This window comes from uncultured Pseudoxanthomonas sp. (assembly GCF_947498795.1).
Lineage (GTDB): Bacteria > Pseudomonadota > Gammaproteobacteria > Xanthomonadales > Xanthomonadaceae > Pseudoxanthomonas_A.
Map to the genome: position 1 here is coordinate 802,739 of NZ_CANMLQ010000001.1, position 14,948 is coordinate 817,686.

Sequence of the window (14,948 nt, forward strand, 5' to 3'; positions counted from 1 at the left end):
CGCGCCTGGGCGCGGTCCGTCGTCAACCCGCCGAAGCGGATTGCGATGAAACTGGCGGAGAGAGGGGCGTCCTCCTCCATGTTTCATAGCCTATCATGCAGGCTCAGGGGCAGCAATAACCCCCTGAATCTGCGTGATTTCTTGCTCCATGCCCGACCACCCCATATCATCCAATCGCACCCCTTCCTGTTGGTCGGGATGTTGGGAAAGATGAGTTCGGCGGAGGGTACGGGCGATGCCCAAGCAGGCTAAGGAAATCGCAGCCATCCAGTTGTCGCGCTTGCCAGTCGGCTTGCACGCCGCTGGGGGCGTGACGGGATTATATCTTCGCGTCGCTCCTTCCGGCGCACGTAACTGGATTCTGCGGGTCACCATCGGCAACCGCCGCCGGGATATGGGGCTGGGCGGATTGCAGGACGTGCCGCTCAAAGACGCCCGCGAGTTGGCCCGGCAGGCACGCCGCAAGATCGCAGAAGGCATCGACCCTATCGAAACGCGCAGGGTCGCCAAGGTCACGCTGCGCGAAACACCCTCTTTCTCTGAGTGTGCCAAGCGCACCATTGAGGCGAAGCGGCCGGAGTGGAAGAGCGCCAAGCACGCGGACCAGTGGACAAGCACGCTGGACACCTACGCCAAGCCGGTCATCGGCAACATGCCCGTGGACATGGTGGAACTTCGGCACGTTGTCGAAATCCTGTCACCCCTGTGGACGGAGAAGACGGAGACCGCCACCCGACTGCGCACCCGCATTGAAGCGGTGCTGGCATGGGCGACTGTTAGCGGCTTCCGTAAGGGCGACAACCCCGCGCGCTGGCGTGGCAATCTCGATGCGCTGCTACCGAAGCCGGGCAAGGTGGCCAAGGTGAAGCATCACAAGGCCCTTCCGCTGGCTGAGTTGCTCAATTTCATGACGGCATTGAAGGCGAGGGAAGGCGCGGCAGCCCGTGCGCTGGAATTCCTGGTGCTGACAGCGGCCCGCAGTGGCGAAGTTCGTGGCGCGACTTGGGGTGAGATAGACGGCAAGGTCTGGACCATCCCGGCAGAGCGCATGAAGGCCGGCAAGGAACATCGCGTGCCGCTGTCGTCACGGGTGACGCAACTGCTCAAAGAACTTCCGCGCATGGCGGGCAGCGACTTGCTGTTCCCGGCGGCACGAGGCGGTCAGCTGTCAGACATGGCGCTAACAGCGGTCATGCGGCGCATGGAGGTTGATGCGGTTCCGCATGGCTTCCGTAGCACCTTCCGGGATTGGGCTAGCGAGAAAACGAACTATCCGCGCGATGTTGCGGAAATGGCGCTGGCGCACACCATTGGCGACAAGGTGGAGGCTGCATATCGGCGCGGCGACCTGTTCGACAAGCGCACAAAGATGATGGCCGATTGGGCGAAGTTCGCCGGGGGTGGCAAGTGAGTGATGAGCAACCCATCCAGAAGTTCACTAAGAGCGAGCGCGACGCGCATATCAAGCGCATTCGCGGATATGCCACAACCATTGCGGATCGCATAGAGAAAGGGCTACCACTGGAAGAATGGCAGAGTGGCTTCGTGCGTGGCCTAAAGTTGCGCAATGACCACGCGGAGACGGTGCGCGCATGGGCTAGGGACTACGAGCCAGGAAAGAGCGTTGGTGTCTATCCAAAAATTCGCGACGTGGACACAGCCTATTCCTATGTCATGCACCGCGCGAAGGGAAACGCGCACACGACAACACTTGCGGAAATAGTGAAGGCGTATGCCACCGGCAACGCAGAAGCGATTGATCCAGCGGATCGTTTTGAGCCGACAAGAGTGACAAAGCTAGGGGTGTGGAAAGCGATTGAGTCGCTGTTGCCGCAAGTGTGTGAAGACCTTGGCATTGATCCGGCGCTCATTGCAGAGCGTCAGCCGCGAGGCCGGCCCCGCAAGTCTGAATAGTTACCTTTACAGGGTTTAATAGTTACCTTTTCTGCTTGTAGACCGCATACGGCGGCATGAATTTAATAGCGACGTTCCTTCACTCATCGGAGCGTCCTCATGAGTACCAAAGCGGCACCTGCGCGACGTGATCGTCCGTCGCCGGATTACAAGAATCTTCCGCGCGCTGCGCGTCTTCGTGTTCGTCACGTCTGCGAATTAACCGGGCTGAGTGTCGCATCGGTTTGGCGACTTGCCAGCGACGAGAAATCGCCATTCCCCCGGCCGCGCAAGGATGGGCATGTCACCAGCTGGTCCTACGGTGAAATTCTGGATTACCTGGAAGGTGGAGCATGACGCTCTCATCACCATTCCCGCCGGTGCTAGCGGAAATGCCAGGCTGCGACACCATCATCGCGCTTGGCAAAGAACTGTTCGGGCACACGCTTGATGCTGACTCCCCCGAGCCTCTGAGGGAGTGGGCGTTTTTGTCTCTGATGAGGTTGCATTACTCGGACGACGATGAACTAGGCCGCAAGCTCAACGGGCATATCGAAAGTGCTGTGCGTCGCTATCGGTCCGGGAGGAACTGACACATGCTTACTCCCGATGATCCTTTGCTCATCTTCTGGCGCGCACAGAAGGCCAACAAGCATCTCTCAAACGAGTTCATCTGCGATGCCATAGCCACGGCATACGAGCGTATCGACGCCATCGCAACACGTCAGATGACGACGGGTGCGCGCGACCTTGCAGCCTCCTACCTGGTCAGGATGTCCGGTCAGCAGTGCGACGAACGGCAATCACTGAGTGAGATTGTCACCATGTTGGTAGGCGGTGAACCATGAGTGCGCTTCCGTTGCCTTGTCCGTTGGCACCCGCGCTAGATGATTCGCGGCATGTCTGCGAAATGTACGGCCTGGGACCGCAAGACTGGCGTCAACTGGTGAACGATGAGTGGCGACACGTCTGCGCGACGGTTCGGCCTGAATATCTAACACCGGGCAGGCTTCCACAGTCGTTCCACATGCTCCCTTACTTCCGCGCACACGCGCTCTACGCTCGCTCGCCAGCTAGGCGGCAATCGGCAAACTGGGCGCGCGCAGACATGCTAGAGCCGTACTTCCGCGACGACGAATAGCCGCTCCTTGTGAATCCTTGGCGGGGGCCTGTGAATTCAGACCTTTAAGGATCGGCTATGACAACACTGCAATTCGAGACCGCCGTAGGCGGTATGGCCGACATTGGCCAATGGTTTCCATGGCGGCTGGAATGGGACGCCGACAAGGGCAAGTTTTCTAAGCAACCGTCCACGCTGGATGGTATGCGCTACCCGGTTGACGCATCGTCGCCCGCCAACTGGAATGACTTTGACACTGTGCGCGATGCAGTGAAGCGGCTGGACGTGCCAGGCGCGAGCGTCCGTTATGCAATGGGCTTCTATCTAACACCATCCGCCGGCTATGTGCTTGTGGACATTGACCACGCGCTGGGGGCCGACGGTCAGTGGCTACCCATCGTGGACCAGTTGTGTGCTGAGTTCGGCGGCGCGATGGTTGAGCGCTCATCTTCCGGCCATGGCGTCCATATCATCGCCAGTAGTGCCGGCGCTCTCTCTAAGCACCGGAACAAGCCCGGCGCGATAACGGCGGCTGCACTGCGTCCGGTAGAGCTAGAGCTTTACAGCGAGTCGCGTGGCATTGCCTTCGGGTTAGATGGCGAGGCTGTCGGTAGCGCGGACGCCTCCTTTGACTTTACTCCGCTGGTGGGGCGGTACTTCCCGCCAAGCACCATTGTTGACGCCAGTGGCGAGCGTCGCGCGGAATGGCGTGGGCCATCCGACGATGACGAACTCATCCGGCGGATGCTATCGGCGCGTATCAGTGCGGATGCTGCTTTCAATGGGAAGGCTTCGCTGTCGAAGCTCTGGAATGGCGAGGCAGAGAAGAACAGCAACGCCGATGCCGCGCTCGCATCGCACTTGGCGTTCTGGACAGGCTGCGATGCTGAGCGTATGACACGGCTCATGTGGCGCAGCGGCTTGGTGCGCCCCAAGTGGCGTGACCATCGCACCTACCTGTCTACCACGATTGCCAATGCGTGCGGCGCATGTGCAGCTGTCTATCAGGAGCGCCGAGACTTGCCCTTTCCACCAGTGCAGCGCACAGCCGTAAACGCACCAATGGTGCGCAACGCGGCGGACCTACAGCGCGCGCAATTCAAGCCCATACAGTGGGCGTTGCAGGACTTGTTGCCGGAAGGGGTCACCATCCTTAGCAGCGATCCCAAGCTAGGCAAGTCCTGGATGGTCTACGCGTGGTGCATTGCGATTGCCACGGGCAAGGCCATTTGGGATGGGCGCGGACCGGAGAAGCAGGGCAGTGCGCTACTGCTGGCCTTGGAGGACAACGACCGTCGTATGCGGCGCAGGCTGGATAAATTGTTGCCAACGTTCGGCAGTCCGCCGATTGATCGACTCTACTACTCGTGCGACTGGCCGCGCGGTGAGGCAGGTGTAGCCGCTATACGTGAGTTCCTAGTTGCCAACCCCGCCACGCGCATCGTCGTCATCGACACCATTGCTGCGTTTCGCAATACGGACCCTGGTAGGAAGAGCGCCTATAGCTTTGACTATGAGGTTGGGGCGTTGCTGAAGCCGCTCTCTCAGGAGTTCCAGTGCGCGTTCGTGCTGGTGTCCCACAACCGCAAAGCCGGGGCAGGGGACACGCACGTCAATCAGGAAGTCTCTGGCACCACCGGACTGGTTGGCGGCGTAGACAACGTGTTCGTACTGAAGCGTTCGTCAGGCAGTGTCACGGCGGTGCTGCATACGGATGGCCGCGACATTGAACAGCAGCTGGAATTGGCGCTCCAACTCCATGACGGCCGCTGGGCGTGCGTTGGCGACGCTAAGGACGTAAACAGGACCCAGCAACGCACCTCAGTGCTAGAAGCATTGAACCGCGCAGGAGGCGTTGGGACGGCCCGCGACATTCACGAGGCTATGGGAGCCACGGAAAAGCTCTCGACGCTCCGTGTGCGGCTCTCACGCATGGTGGCAGGGGGTGAACTCAACCTCTCTGGCCGGCTGTACTCCCGAGCGCATCCGGAGAGCCGCTTCAGCCAGGTTCCTACACCCCCGCCCATGCCGGGTGTAAGCGCCAAAGTTGTTACACCCGGGCAGGGGGGTGTAATACCGGGTGTAACACCGATGAGGGCTCCAAGCGGGCGTTAACGGCTCCAACGGCCCGTTGAAGGCTCCAACGGGGTTAGTCACGCCCCCGCGTGGGTTACTACCATACCCCCTGTAATAGGTGTAATTTTGTAATAAACGTAACAGGGGTGTTACGTATTACAGCTGTTACAGGGGGTATAGGGAGCGATGAGTAAAGTGCTTGTGCTAGGAGCGGGAGCGAGCGTGGCGTATGGGTATCCGCTTGGCTCACGACTGAGGCAAGAGATTCTCAACCTGTCTCAGCACGACGCGATGGTAGCGGGGATAGTGCGAGAGCGTTATGAGACGCTAGACATTCGAGAGCTAGTGAAGTTCCAAGAGACGTTCAAGCATTCTCAGCTTTACTCCATCGACGCATTTCTCGCCAAGAGGAAAGAGTTCTCCGAGATTGGCAAGAAGTGCATAGCCCGAGTACTCCTGCGATGCGAAGGATCGAAGCCGCTCTTTTTGGAGAGTAGCGACAAAGATCACTGGTATCAGTACGCCTTCAACCAAATTGCACAGCGTGAGTGGGATGAACTCACGTTCGACGATCTTGCGATAGTCACGTTCAACTACGATAGATCTCTGGAGCACTTTCTATACGTAGCTCTCCAAAGCACTTACGGTAAGTCAGCCTACGAGGTCAGTGCGAAGCTGAAGACCTTGAGGATCGTGCACGTCTATGGTGCGCTTTGTGAGGCGCTTCCCGGGGATGATGGATACCTTTCCTATGATGGAAAGATTGACGCAGACAAGATTGCGGCGGCAGCGAGCGGACTTGTTGTAATTCCGGAAGGAAGGAGCGATAGCCCAACAATTGTCCGCGCAAGAGAGTGGCTGGGGAGTGCCCGCTCAATTTGCTTCCTGGGCTTCGGCTTCGATTCTCTCAATGTTGAGCGTTTATCTATGGATGAGTCGTGCTTAAGGTGGAAGCAGACAAATCAGGGTCGCATCATTAGAGGAATCTACGGAACTTGCATCGGCATGACAAAAGCGGAGATAAATGCAGCGGTTTCTTCCTTGTCAGGCGCCAGCGCATCCGAGCTTGGAGATCATGCTTTTCAGCCGGTGAATTGCACGCAGATGCTCAGAGAGACCTTGTTCTTTAGGTAAGAAGGTCGTGCCATTTGGGTTGCGAGATTCGGTTGGCTAACAACACGAGGGAATAGGCGATGGTCAAGGATTTGCTTGAGTCATTTCGCGTCAATTGGGTTTCGAGGCTTTCCAGTCCGCTCTTCGCTGCGCTAGCAATCAGCTGGGCGGTCTGGAACTACAGGATGATCTTTACCCTGCTTTCGTCGCAGAAGATTCATTGGCGGTTTGAGTACGTAGATAGTGTTCTTTATCCAACCTGGCAGCATGTTGTTTTTTTACAGGTTGTGCTTCCTGTCGTGACGGCTCTTCTCTACATTTATGCGTTCCCTATTCCAGCAAAAATTGTCTTTGAGCATTCTTTGCGAAACAAGGTGGCGTTGAGCAATGCGGCCAAGGAGATTGAAGGCAAGCGTGTTCTTTCTCACGAAGAAGCTGAAGAGCTTCGCTCTCAGATTGTTCAAGCGGAAGCGAGGCGTGCCACAGAAGAGCAAGATGCCAAGCAACAAATTTCTGTCTTTCGTGGTGCTAATGAGAAGCTCTCTACACAGCTACTTCAAGCTAGGCGAGAAATAGCTCAAGTGCGGGTAGAAGCAATCTCAATCAGGCCTGATGAAGCAAGGGGGCGCGTGGAAGACTTTCTTCTCTCTGGGCCATTCCATTTCATCTTCAATAGCAACCTGCCTCGCGAGCAAGGCGCAAAGAATATTGTGTTTGGCGAAGGTGGCGTCATAACGATGGGGGCCACGCCAGATGCAAACATGTGGGCAGTCGGTAAGAATGGGGAGGTTGTGATCACCGACAACAACGCGAATATCTACACTGTTCTTACTTACAATCCTGCGAAGGGAAATTTTATCGGCCATCTGAACGGTAGCTCTATCGCTCAGGCTCTGAGCCCCGCACCCCTCGTGTAAAAGATGGGCCCCGGTAGCACCTTGGCGCACTACCGGGCCTTTGCAGTTTCGCGATTCTCACGTCGCCTCTGCTGGTGCGGTTTCTCTCGCTGCGGCACTCACACCTAATCCGCTTGCGGCACCGTTCTAGTCGCTACTGACCACCGTGAGGCGCGGAGGTGGTGCTTTCGGTGCGAACTTGTGGCGGCTGCTGGCTATCTCGCGCGCACGTTCCTTGGCTGCATCTTTCTTGCCCGTCTCGCCCATGCGGGGGTGCTTGTATGGCAGCAGTTGCTTGGCGGCGTCCGCACGCATCGCCAAGGGTAGGTCTGCGTGGTTCATCACGTCCAGCAGGAATGACAGCGGGTCGTCGTACTTGTCGCGAGGCATCACGGGCGTGGTCAACTTCGCGTCTGGGCCAGGTGTTTCTTTGGTCGCAGCTTTGATGGCGCTGCGAACGGCCGGATTGCGCATGAGCTTGTCGGCTGCGACCGCAGCGCCAGCAACTGCATAGCCTGCCGCAATGGCGGCATCCCGGTTAGCCACGCCTGCGGATTTGTTGACGACGAATGCCTTTTGCTTGTCGGTGAGTTTGGTCATGGTGGTTAAGCCTTCAAGGGGAAAAGTTTCTCTCGGTGAGGGAGATACCGGTCTAGGTGTCACCCGTTTCGTGGTGATTTCTTGTCACGTCGCGTGTGGTGCGTTGGGAGCGTCAACGCGCCGCGCTGGTAGGTTCTCAAAGCGCCGCGCCTCGTCAGCGTCCATGACGCCGCTATCAATCATGGTCTTGTAGAACTCCGCACGTTCCGTAGCCGTACCGCGCAGCAGCGCGTCAACAGCGTGTTCCGCGTAGAACCGTTGGCGTGCGATGGGGCCAAGCAGCTGCTGCGAGATGGCCGACTCCCACAGCGTCAGCCAACGCGTCAGGCTGAACTTGACGAACTGAGCGCCCAGGCTTTCCACGTTGTTGTAGCTCGCCTGTTCCAACGTCTGAACAAGGATCGGCGGCACGCGGTATATGCGGCACACTTCGGTCACGCTGAAGTTCATGGCCTCCAACCACTGTGCGTCTTCGTTGGTGAGTCCAATGTTCTCCAGCTTCAGACCACGCACGCCCATGATGAGCGTCTTGCCTGCATTCGCTGGCGTTGCGTAGTTGTCCAGAGCACCGCGAACAGCGGTCATCTGCTCGGTCGTCATGTCGGTCTTGCCCTCGTTGTAGAGGACCGATGCCGGCCGCGCGCCACGCCCGAAGCTGGCAGCACCATGAGTACGCAGTGACAACGCCAGGCCCAACGACTCACGGGCAATGGTGATGCGGCTCTTGCCCACGATGCTGTCCGCGTCGGTGCGGTCACGCAGGTGCAGAACTTCATCGGCCAGCAGGCGGACGGGCCTACCCTTGTCGTCCGTGTAGTCGTAGCGGTAACGGCCACTGTCCAGCTTGACGATGGACACGCGACCGGGATTCATAGGATGCAGTGCTGTCACCTCCCCTGCTCGGTTGAACTCTTTACGGGCATAGCCGTTGCCGTTCAACAGGACGCTAGCCGTCAGCGTCTCCCGGAACTCCATGCCCGACTGATAGTCGTTGGGACGTTCCAGCACACGGGACAGCCAATGGCCGTCAGCGCGCTCGCGGCTGCCGTCATCGTTGCGGCGGTATGTGTGCAGCGGCAGGCATGCCGTGGACTCACTCAGGGCCTGCACGCAGGCGAATACCGTGGAGATGGACTCGGCCGACTTGGCGTCCACGTAGGAGCCAGCCAGCGTGTTGTTGCCACCATTTGCCAAGGCGTTCCATGACGGGTCTTCGGCACGGCGCTCAGTGCGGCCGCGCAGCATGTCCAGAATCTTCATTTGACGGTCTCCAACCAATAGCGCAACAGCGCCACTTGGCTTTGCGGTTGCAGGCTGCGCAGGTGGACTTCGGTGGCACCGTAGGCCGGTCGGCTCTGTACGATCGACACCTCATCCAGCGTCACGTTGCGCAGTTCGCGTGTGTTGCCGTTCCAGTGGTCTCCACCGGCCGGCACGTTGAAGGCGAACGAACAGCCGCCCAGGTCACCACGCTGCGCCAACGTGGCAAGGTCACGCCCGGCTTGGGTGTCGGGCAGTTCCAGCGAGAACGCCAGGCCCGTGTCGTCCTCAGACAGCGTGAGCGTGCCGCTACGGGTCCGCCCCAGCACCCGGCTGGTGTCGTGGTCGGCCAGCGCCAGGATGTCCGCACCGGACGCCAGAGAAGCCGCGAAGGCTCCCCGCCGGATCACTTCGGTGAAGTCGCCAATGGTGGTGGGGCTGTCGAACTTGGCGATGTAGCCCGTCAGCTTGCGGCCGTTGGCGGTCACACCGGCCGTGGCACGTTTCTCAATGGTCATGGGGCGTCTCCAAAGACACAGCCCGCCGCTAGGACGGGCTGTGCAGGGCTGGCAGTTACAGCGCGATGTCGGAGGCAACAACGAACGCCTGGGGATGGCGCACGCCCACGTCCACGGTGGACATGGCGCGGACCAGCACGCCGCCACGGCCGTAAGCCGGCTGGGCGTAGGGGTTCACGAGGATGTCGATTTCCGACCAGATGCCCAACAGCACCTGCGACCAATCGCCCAGGATGGCAATGCCGGTATCCGGATCGGGCGTGGCGTTGTTCGGCACCTGATTCGTGCTGTACGACTGAATGCCAGCCATGCGGCCGTCATCGCTCAGCAGGTGGATGCCCGTACCGGTGGACTTCTCCGTGCCGGCGAACTTGGCCGCGACGCTGGGATTGAACAGCCAGGACGACGCATCGACGTTCGCCAGTTCCGCTTTGGCCTTCATCGCCAGAACGTTCGCCCAATTGAGCGTCGCGAGGTTGGCGGTCTGGATACCCACGGTGGACAGCACGCCGGTCGGCTCATTGGTGCCACCACCCTTGATGAGCGCCGAGTCGATGGCCTGCGCCAGCACCGCCGCGAAGTCATCGCGCACCAGCTGTTCCACGTCGGGGCTGGATTGCATGATGAGCTGGCGGGACAGCTCGGTGACACCACCGGCATGCTTCGGTGCCAGCGTGATGTTGGACGGGTTCACGTCCGAATCCGGCACCGCGCCGTTCTCCGCTACCCAGCCAACGGACACGCCCGTGCCGTGCTTCGGAATGGTGACGTTGCCATGCAGACCGGACAGCACGCGCACGCCCAGGCGACGCGCCAGCAACTTGTTGCGCAGCGGCTGGATGTACAGGTCACCACGGTGGTCCGTGGGCACCAGTTCGGGCGCGCTACCCGTCGTGTTGACTCGACGTTCCAGTGCCGACATGGGCACGAACACGCCCTGCGCCTTGCGGCCGGTACGGCGTTCGGTTTCCTGCGCGTATTCCAGTTCCGCACCGGACAGCGCGCGGCCCTCAACGCCCGCCTGCAACACGCGCATGAGGGAAACGCGGGATTCCAGCGCAGCGATGGTGTCACCACCGTTGCCAGCGATGACGGTCACGCCAGCGGAACGCCTTTCCGCCTCGTCCAGGAACTGTTGACGCTGTTCGTCCTGTTCCAGCGATTCGATGTCGGCGCGGATGGTCGCGAAGTTCGCCGACTCTTCGGCGGTGAGTTGACGCTTTTCCGTTTCAGCCTTGGCGACGATGGCGCGAGCTTCAGCGGTACGGGCAGCCTTGCGCTGCCGGATTTCCTGCAAAGTCATGGGTGCTACTCCGGAGTTGAGGGATCAATCCCGGAGGTCTAATTACGCGCACGCGAGCGCGGTTCCAAACGATGAGGTGCACGGGAGGGCATGCGACGGCATGCGATAGGGGCGGGTTTTGCGCAAATGCCCAAACTGCGCGAATTTTCAGGACCCTAAAACAACAAATCCCGCCGTGTGGGGCGGGATGTTGGGAAAGCCAGATTTTCTTTCGTAACCTATTGATTGCGCTATATATTTGGCGGAGAGAGGGGGATTCGAACCCCCGAAGCGCGGTTTAGACGCTTACACACTTTCCAGGCGTGCTCCTTCAACCACTCGGACACCTCTCCGGGACCTGAATGCGGCCAGAGGCTGCTTTCAGGGGCGTGAATTCTAGCCTTGGCAGGGGGGGCGCCACAAGCGAAGCCGTGGAATTGTCGCGGGGCGGAGGGGCGGCTGGCGGAGCGTGGCACAATGTCGGCATGTCCTACCTCGTCCTCGCCCGCAAGTGGCGTCCCAAGCGTTTCGCCGAGTTGGTGGGCCAGGAGCACGTGGTCCGCGCGTTGACCAATGCACTGGACAGCGGCCGCGTCCACCATGCCTTCCTGTTCACCGGCACACGCGGCGTGGGCAAGACCACGATCGCCCGCATCTTCGCCAAATCGCTGAACTGCGAGAAAGGCACCAGTGCCGATCCCTGCGGCGAATGCCGGGCCTGCCTCGACATCGATGCCGGCCGCTACATCGACCTGCTGGAAATCGACGCCGCCTCGAACACCGGCGTGGACGACGTGCGCGAAGTTATCGAGAACGCGCAGTACATGCCGTCGCGTGGCAAGTTCAAGGTGTACCTGATCGACGAAGTCCACATGCTGTCGAAGGCCGCGTTCAATGCGCTGCTGAAGACGCTGGAGGAGCCGCCCGGGCATGTGAAGTTCCTGCTGGCCACCACGGATCCGCAGAAACTGCCGGTCACCGTGCTGTCGCGCTGCCTGCAGTTCAACCTCAAGCGCCTGGACGAGGAGCAGATCCGCGGGCAGATGACCAGGATCCTCAGCGCCGAGGCGATCGACGCCGATGCGAGCGCCATCGCCCAACTCGCGCGCGCAGCCGATGGCTCGCTGCGCGATGGCCTGTCGCTGCTGGACCAGGCCATCGCCTATGCCGGCGGTGCGCTGCGCGACGACGGCGTGCGCACCATGCTGGGCACGGTGGATCGCACCCAGGTGAATGCCATGCTGGCGGCACTCGCGCAGGGCGATGGCGAAACCCTGTTGCAGGTGGTGGCGCGGTTGGCGGAGTTTTCGCCGGATTGGGCCGGCGTGCTGGATGCGGTGGCGGAGGCCTTGCACCGCATCCAGGTGAGGCAGTTGGTGCCCTCGGCCAGTGTGGAAGCGGAAGGAATCGACGTCGATGCCTTCGCAGGCCAGCTGCGTCCGGAGGTCGTGCAGTTGTGGTACCAGATGGCCATCAACGGTCGCCGCGACCTGCATGTGGCGCCCAGCGGTCGGGCCGGATTCGAAATGAGCCTCCTGCGCATGCTGGCGTTCCGCCCGGCGCAGGCGGGCGAAATGCGGGGTGAGGCGCGCGCACCGGTGGTGCAGGCGCCCATCCCGAATGCGCCGCCGCCCGCCGCCAGTACTTCGCCCGCGATGCGCACGGCGCCCGCGACGCCGGAGCCGGTCATGCCACCGCAGCAGATGGCCCGTGAAGAGCGTCCCGCGCCTCCCAGCCCGAGTCCGGCACGCGCCATGGGGGACGACGCGCCGCCCTGGCGTGTCGCCGACGAACCTGCGGCAGCAGCACCTGTCGCATCGACGATGCCGGCCGGCATCGGCATCACCGACGCGGAGACCTGGCTGCATTTCGCCGGCACCTGCGGCCTGAAGGGCGTGGGCAAGCAACTGGTCGACAATGTCGCCTTCGCCGGATATGCGGACGGTACGCTGACCCTCGCGCTCGACAGCGGCTTCGACTACCTGCGATCGGAACGCACCCTCGGCGAACTCGGTGAGGCCATCGCCAGCCGCTATGGGGTGGCGCCGAGGCTGGCATTCGCGGCGGCCGCGCCGGAAGGCGAGACGCTGAAGCAGCGCAGCCACCGGCAGCGCGACGAACGCCAGAACGTCGCCGAATCGACCTTCATGAACCATCCGGACGTGCGCCAGCTGATGCAGCAGCATGGCGCCCGGCTCGTTCCGGACTCCATCCGACCTTACGAAGAGTGATCACGACATGCGTGGAAACATCGCCCAACTGATGCAGCAGGCGCAGAAGATGCAGGAGAACCTGCAGCGCGCCCAGGAAGAACTCGCCAAGCTGGAAGTCACCGGCAATGCCGGGGGCGGCATGGTCAGCGTGACGCTGACCGGCGCCAAGGAATGCCGCAAGGTCCGCATCGATCCGTCGCTGATGTCGGACGCGGAAATGCTGGAGGACCTGATCGCCGCCGCCTTCAACGATGCGTCCAACAAGGTCGACGCGGAATCGAAGTCGCGCATGGGCGCCGCCACGGCCGGCATGCCGCTGCCGCCCGGCATGAAGATGCCGTTCTGACCGCGATCCCGATCGGTTGACGGCGGCGCGCCTGCGCTGCCCCGGAACGACATGTCCAGCCCGCTGCTCGAACAGCTCATCGAAGCGTTGCGCGTCCTGCCCGGTGTCGGGCAGAAGACCGCGCAGCGCATGGCCTACCACCTGCTCGACCGGGAGCGGGACGGTGGCCGGCGCCTGGCCGGCGTGCTGGCCGAAGCGCTCGACCAGATCGGCCACTGCGAGCAGTGCCGCGATTTCACCGAGGGTGCGATCTGCACGCTCTGCGCGAGCGGCAGCCGCGACCGCCACCAGCTGTGCATCGTGGAGTCGCCATCCGATCGCCTCGCCATCGAGCAGGCCACCGGCTATCGCGGGGTGTACTTCGTCCTGCACGGGCGTCTGTCGCCGCTGGATGGTATCGGACCGCGCGAGCTTGGGCTGGATGCGCTGTCCGCGCGCCTCGCAGCGGGGGAGGTGAGCGAGCTGATCATCGCCACCAACCCGACCGTCGAAGGCGAAGCGACCGCCCACTACCTTGCGCAGCTGGCGCGGCAGCAGGGCGTGCGTCCCAGTCGCCTGGCCCATGGCGTGCCGCTGGGGGGGGAACTGGAGTACGTCGACCGCGGCACGCTGGCGCATGCGTTCGGCGGCCGCAGCGAGATGACCTGATTTCACGCACGGAGATCCATACCGCCATGACCGACACCATCTTCGCCAAGATCATCCGCCGCGAGATTCCGGCCACCATCGTCTATGAAGACGACGAGGTGCTGGGTTTCAAGGACATCGGGCCGCAGGCGCCGGTGCACGTGCTTTTCATTCCGAAGAACGAAGCGATACCCACGCTGGACGACCTGCGCCCGGAACAGGCGCACCTGATAGGCAAGCTCGCGATGGCTGCCGCGGACTACGCGCGCAGCGAGGGATTCGCGCAGGACGGCTACCGCATCGTGATGAACTGCCGCGAAAACGCCGGACAGACCGTGTTCCACATCCATCTACACCTGCTGGCGGGAGCGCCGCTGGGACGATTCGGAACGCCCGCCTGAGCGCTTGCGCATACACGCCCCATGAAAAAAGCCGCTCGATGAGCGGCTTTTTTGCGTGGATCGCGCCAGGTCTCGCTTACCACCAACCCCAGCGGCCCCAGCGCGGGCCCCAGAACGGATCGTAGTAGGGATAGGGGCGCACAACTTCGACTTCGCGCACTTCCGGCCACAGGTAGACCACGTCGGCGGCCACGCGGGGCAACTGGTAGTCGTAGTCGCCGATGCGGGTGCTTTCGTAGCCCTCGATCTTGCCGACGAAGGTCACTTCGCGGCCTTCGGCAAACACGGCGGGGTCGTAGAACCCGGCACGGCAGGCGATGAAGCGGCCATCGGTAGCGTCGGGCGCCGTCGACATCGGCCGGCCCGTGGCGTTGAGCGGCCTGGAGACGAGCTGGAAGCAGGTGGAATTCTGTCCGGGCGTCGTGCTGATGATGCGGCCGCCCCATCGGACCGGGGCGCCGACCTGCGGCGCGCCCACGGAATCGCGCGGATTGACCGGGGTGAAGCTGCCCTGCAGGGGCTTGGGTGCGGTGGCGCACGCGGAAAGCAGCGCAGCGGCTGCGACGATGACGGCGAAACGAAGGTTCATGGCCAGTCTCCAGC

Annotated in this window: 16 protein-coding genes and 1 tRNA gene; 11 read left to right on the forward strand and 6 right to left on the reverse strand. The window is 61.6% G+C overall.

Annotation, left to right across the window (positions count from 1 at the left end; translation table 11 throughout):
- The first annotated feature begins 235 nt into the window (after positions 1-235).
- The 7 genes from Q0907_RS03945 to Q0907_RS03975 all read left to right on the forward strand — a co-directional run bounded on the left by Q0907_RS03945 (position 236) and on the right by Q0907_RS03975 (position 7,119).
- Positions 236-1,411, forward strand: coding sequence for a site-specific integrase (locus tag Q0907_RS03945; RefSeq protein WP_299341699.1), 1,176 nt, complete (start codon positions 236-238; stop codon positions 1,409-1,411).
- Complete coding sequence (locus Q0907_RS03950; protein ID WP_299341702.1) at positions 1,408-1,914, forward strand: hypothetical protein; 507 nt, start codon at positions 1,408-1,410, stop codon at positions 1,912-1,914. The genes Q0907_RS03945 and Q0907_RS03950 overlap by 4 nt, the downstream gene beginning before the upstream one ends.
- A 99-nt stretch (positions 1,915-2,013) precedes the next feature.
- Positions 2,014-2,250: a hypothetical protein gene (locus Q0907_RS03955; RefSeq protein WP_299341704.1), complete on the forward strand. Its 237-nt coding sequence runs from the start codon at positions 2,014-2,016 to the stop codon at positions 2,248-2,250.
- 239 nt (positions 2,251-2,489) lie between these two features.
- Complete coding sequence (locus tag Q0907_RS03960) at positions 2,490-2,741, forward strand: hypothetical protein (protein ID WP_299341707.1); 252 nt, start codon at positions 2,490-2,492, stop codon at positions 2,739-2,741.
- Between the two features lie 350 nt (positions 2,742-3,091).
- The gene (locus tag Q0907_RS03965) at positions 3,092-5,128 is read left to right on the forward strand and encodes an AAA family ATPase (RefSeq protein WP_299341710.1); all 2,037 of its coding nucleotides are present in this window, start codon (positions 3,092-3,094) and stop codon (positions 5,126-5,128) included.
- A 147-nt stretch (positions 5,129-5,275) separates the two neighbouring features.
- On the forward strand, positions 5,276-6,223 hold the full coding sequence (locus Q0907_RS03970; RefSeq protein ID WP_299341713.1) for a hypothetical protein: 948 nt from the start codon (positions 5,276-5,278) through the stop codon (positions 6,221-6,223).
- Between the two features lie 59 nt (positions 6,224-6,282).
- The gene (locus Q0907_RS03975; protein WP_299341716.1) at positions 6,283-7,119 is read left to right on the forward strand and encodes a hypothetical protein; all 837 of its coding nucleotides are present in this window, start codon (positions 6,283-6,285) and stop codon (positions 7,117-7,119) included.
- A 126-nt stretch (positions 7,120-7,245) separates the two neighbouring features.
- Here Q0907_RS03975 and Q0907_RS03980 read toward each other — a convergent pair whose 3' ends face one another.
- From Q0907_RS03980 to Q0907_RS04000, 5 genes are all read right to left on the reverse strand, one after another.
- Positions 7,246-7,698: a terminase small subunit gene (locus Q0907_RS03980; protein ID WP_299341719.1), complete on the reverse strand. Its 453-nt coding sequence runs from the start codon at positions 7,696-7,698 to the stop codon at positions 7,246-7,248.
- An 84-nt stretch (positions 7,699-7,782) separates the two neighbouring features.
- Complete coding sequence (locus Q0907_RS03985; protein ID WP_299341722.1) at positions 7,783-8,958, reverse strand: phage portal protein; 1,176 nt, start codon at positions 8,956-8,958, stop codon at positions 7,783-7,785.
- Complete coding sequence (locus Q0907_RS03990) at positions 8,955-9,476, reverse strand: HK97 family phage prohead protease (protein ID WP_299341725.1); 522 nt, start codon at positions 9,474-9,476, stop codon at positions 8,955-8,957. The genes Q0907_RS03985 and Q0907_RS03990 overlap by 4 nt, the downstream gene beginning before the upstream one ends.
- A gap of 55 nt (positions 9,477-9,531) precedes the next feature.
- Positions 9,532-10,779 (reverse strand): phage major capsid protein, encoded by a 1,248-nt coding sequence (locus tag Q0907_RS03995; RefSeq protein WP_299341728.1) that lies wholly within the window; start codon positions 10,777-10,779, stop codon positions 9,532-9,534.
- Between the two features lie 239 nt (positions 10,780-11,018).
- Positions 11,019-11,111, reverse strand: a tRNA-Ser gene (locus Q0907_RS04000).
- Between the two features lie 132 nt (positions 11,112-11,243).
- Between Q0907_RS04000 and dnaX the strand changes: the two genes are divergently transcribed.
- Genes dnaX through Q0907_RS04020 form a run of 4 tightly spaced genes read left to right on the forward strand, consistent with a single transcriptional unit; the run spans position 11,244 to position 14,345 of the window.
- Positions 11,244-12,989, forward strand: coding sequence for a DNA polymerase III subunit gamma/tau (gene dnaX, locus Q0907_RS04005; protein ID WP_299341730.1), 1,746 nt, complete (start codon positions 11,244-11,246; stop codon positions 12,987-12,989).
- A 7-nt stretch (positions 12,990-12,996) separates the two neighbouring features.
- On the forward strand, positions 12,997-13,317 hold the full coding sequence (locus Q0907_RS04010; protein WP_296280101.1) for a YbaB/EbfC family nucleoid-associated protein: 321 nt from the start codon (positions 12,997-12,999) through the stop codon (positions 13,315-13,317).
- Positions 13,318-13,368: 51 nt separating this feature from the next.
- Positions 13,369-13,965: a recombination mediator RecR gene (gene recR, locus Q0907_RS04015; protein ID WP_299341733.1), complete on the forward strand. Its 597-nt coding sequence runs from the start codon at positions 13,369-13,371 to the stop codon at positions 13,963-13,965.
- Between the two features lie 26 nt (positions 13,966-13,991).
- On the forward strand, positions 13,992-14,345 hold the full coding sequence (locus tag Q0907_RS04020) for a histidine triad nucleotide-binding protein (RefSeq protein WP_299341736.1): 354 nt from the start codon (positions 13,992-13,994) through the stop codon (positions 14,343-14,345).
- A 76-nt stretch (positions 14,346-14,421) separates the two neighbouring features.
- On the opposite strand, the gene Q0907_RS04025 is transcribed toward Q0907_RS04020, so the two are convergent.
- Positions 14,422-14,934 (reverse strand): Slp family lipoprotein, encoded by a 513-nt coding sequence (locus Q0907_RS04025; RefSeq protein WP_299341739.1) that lies wholly within the window; start codon positions 14,932-14,934, stop codon positions 14,422-14,424.
- Positions 14,935-14,948: the final 14 nt, after the last annotated feature.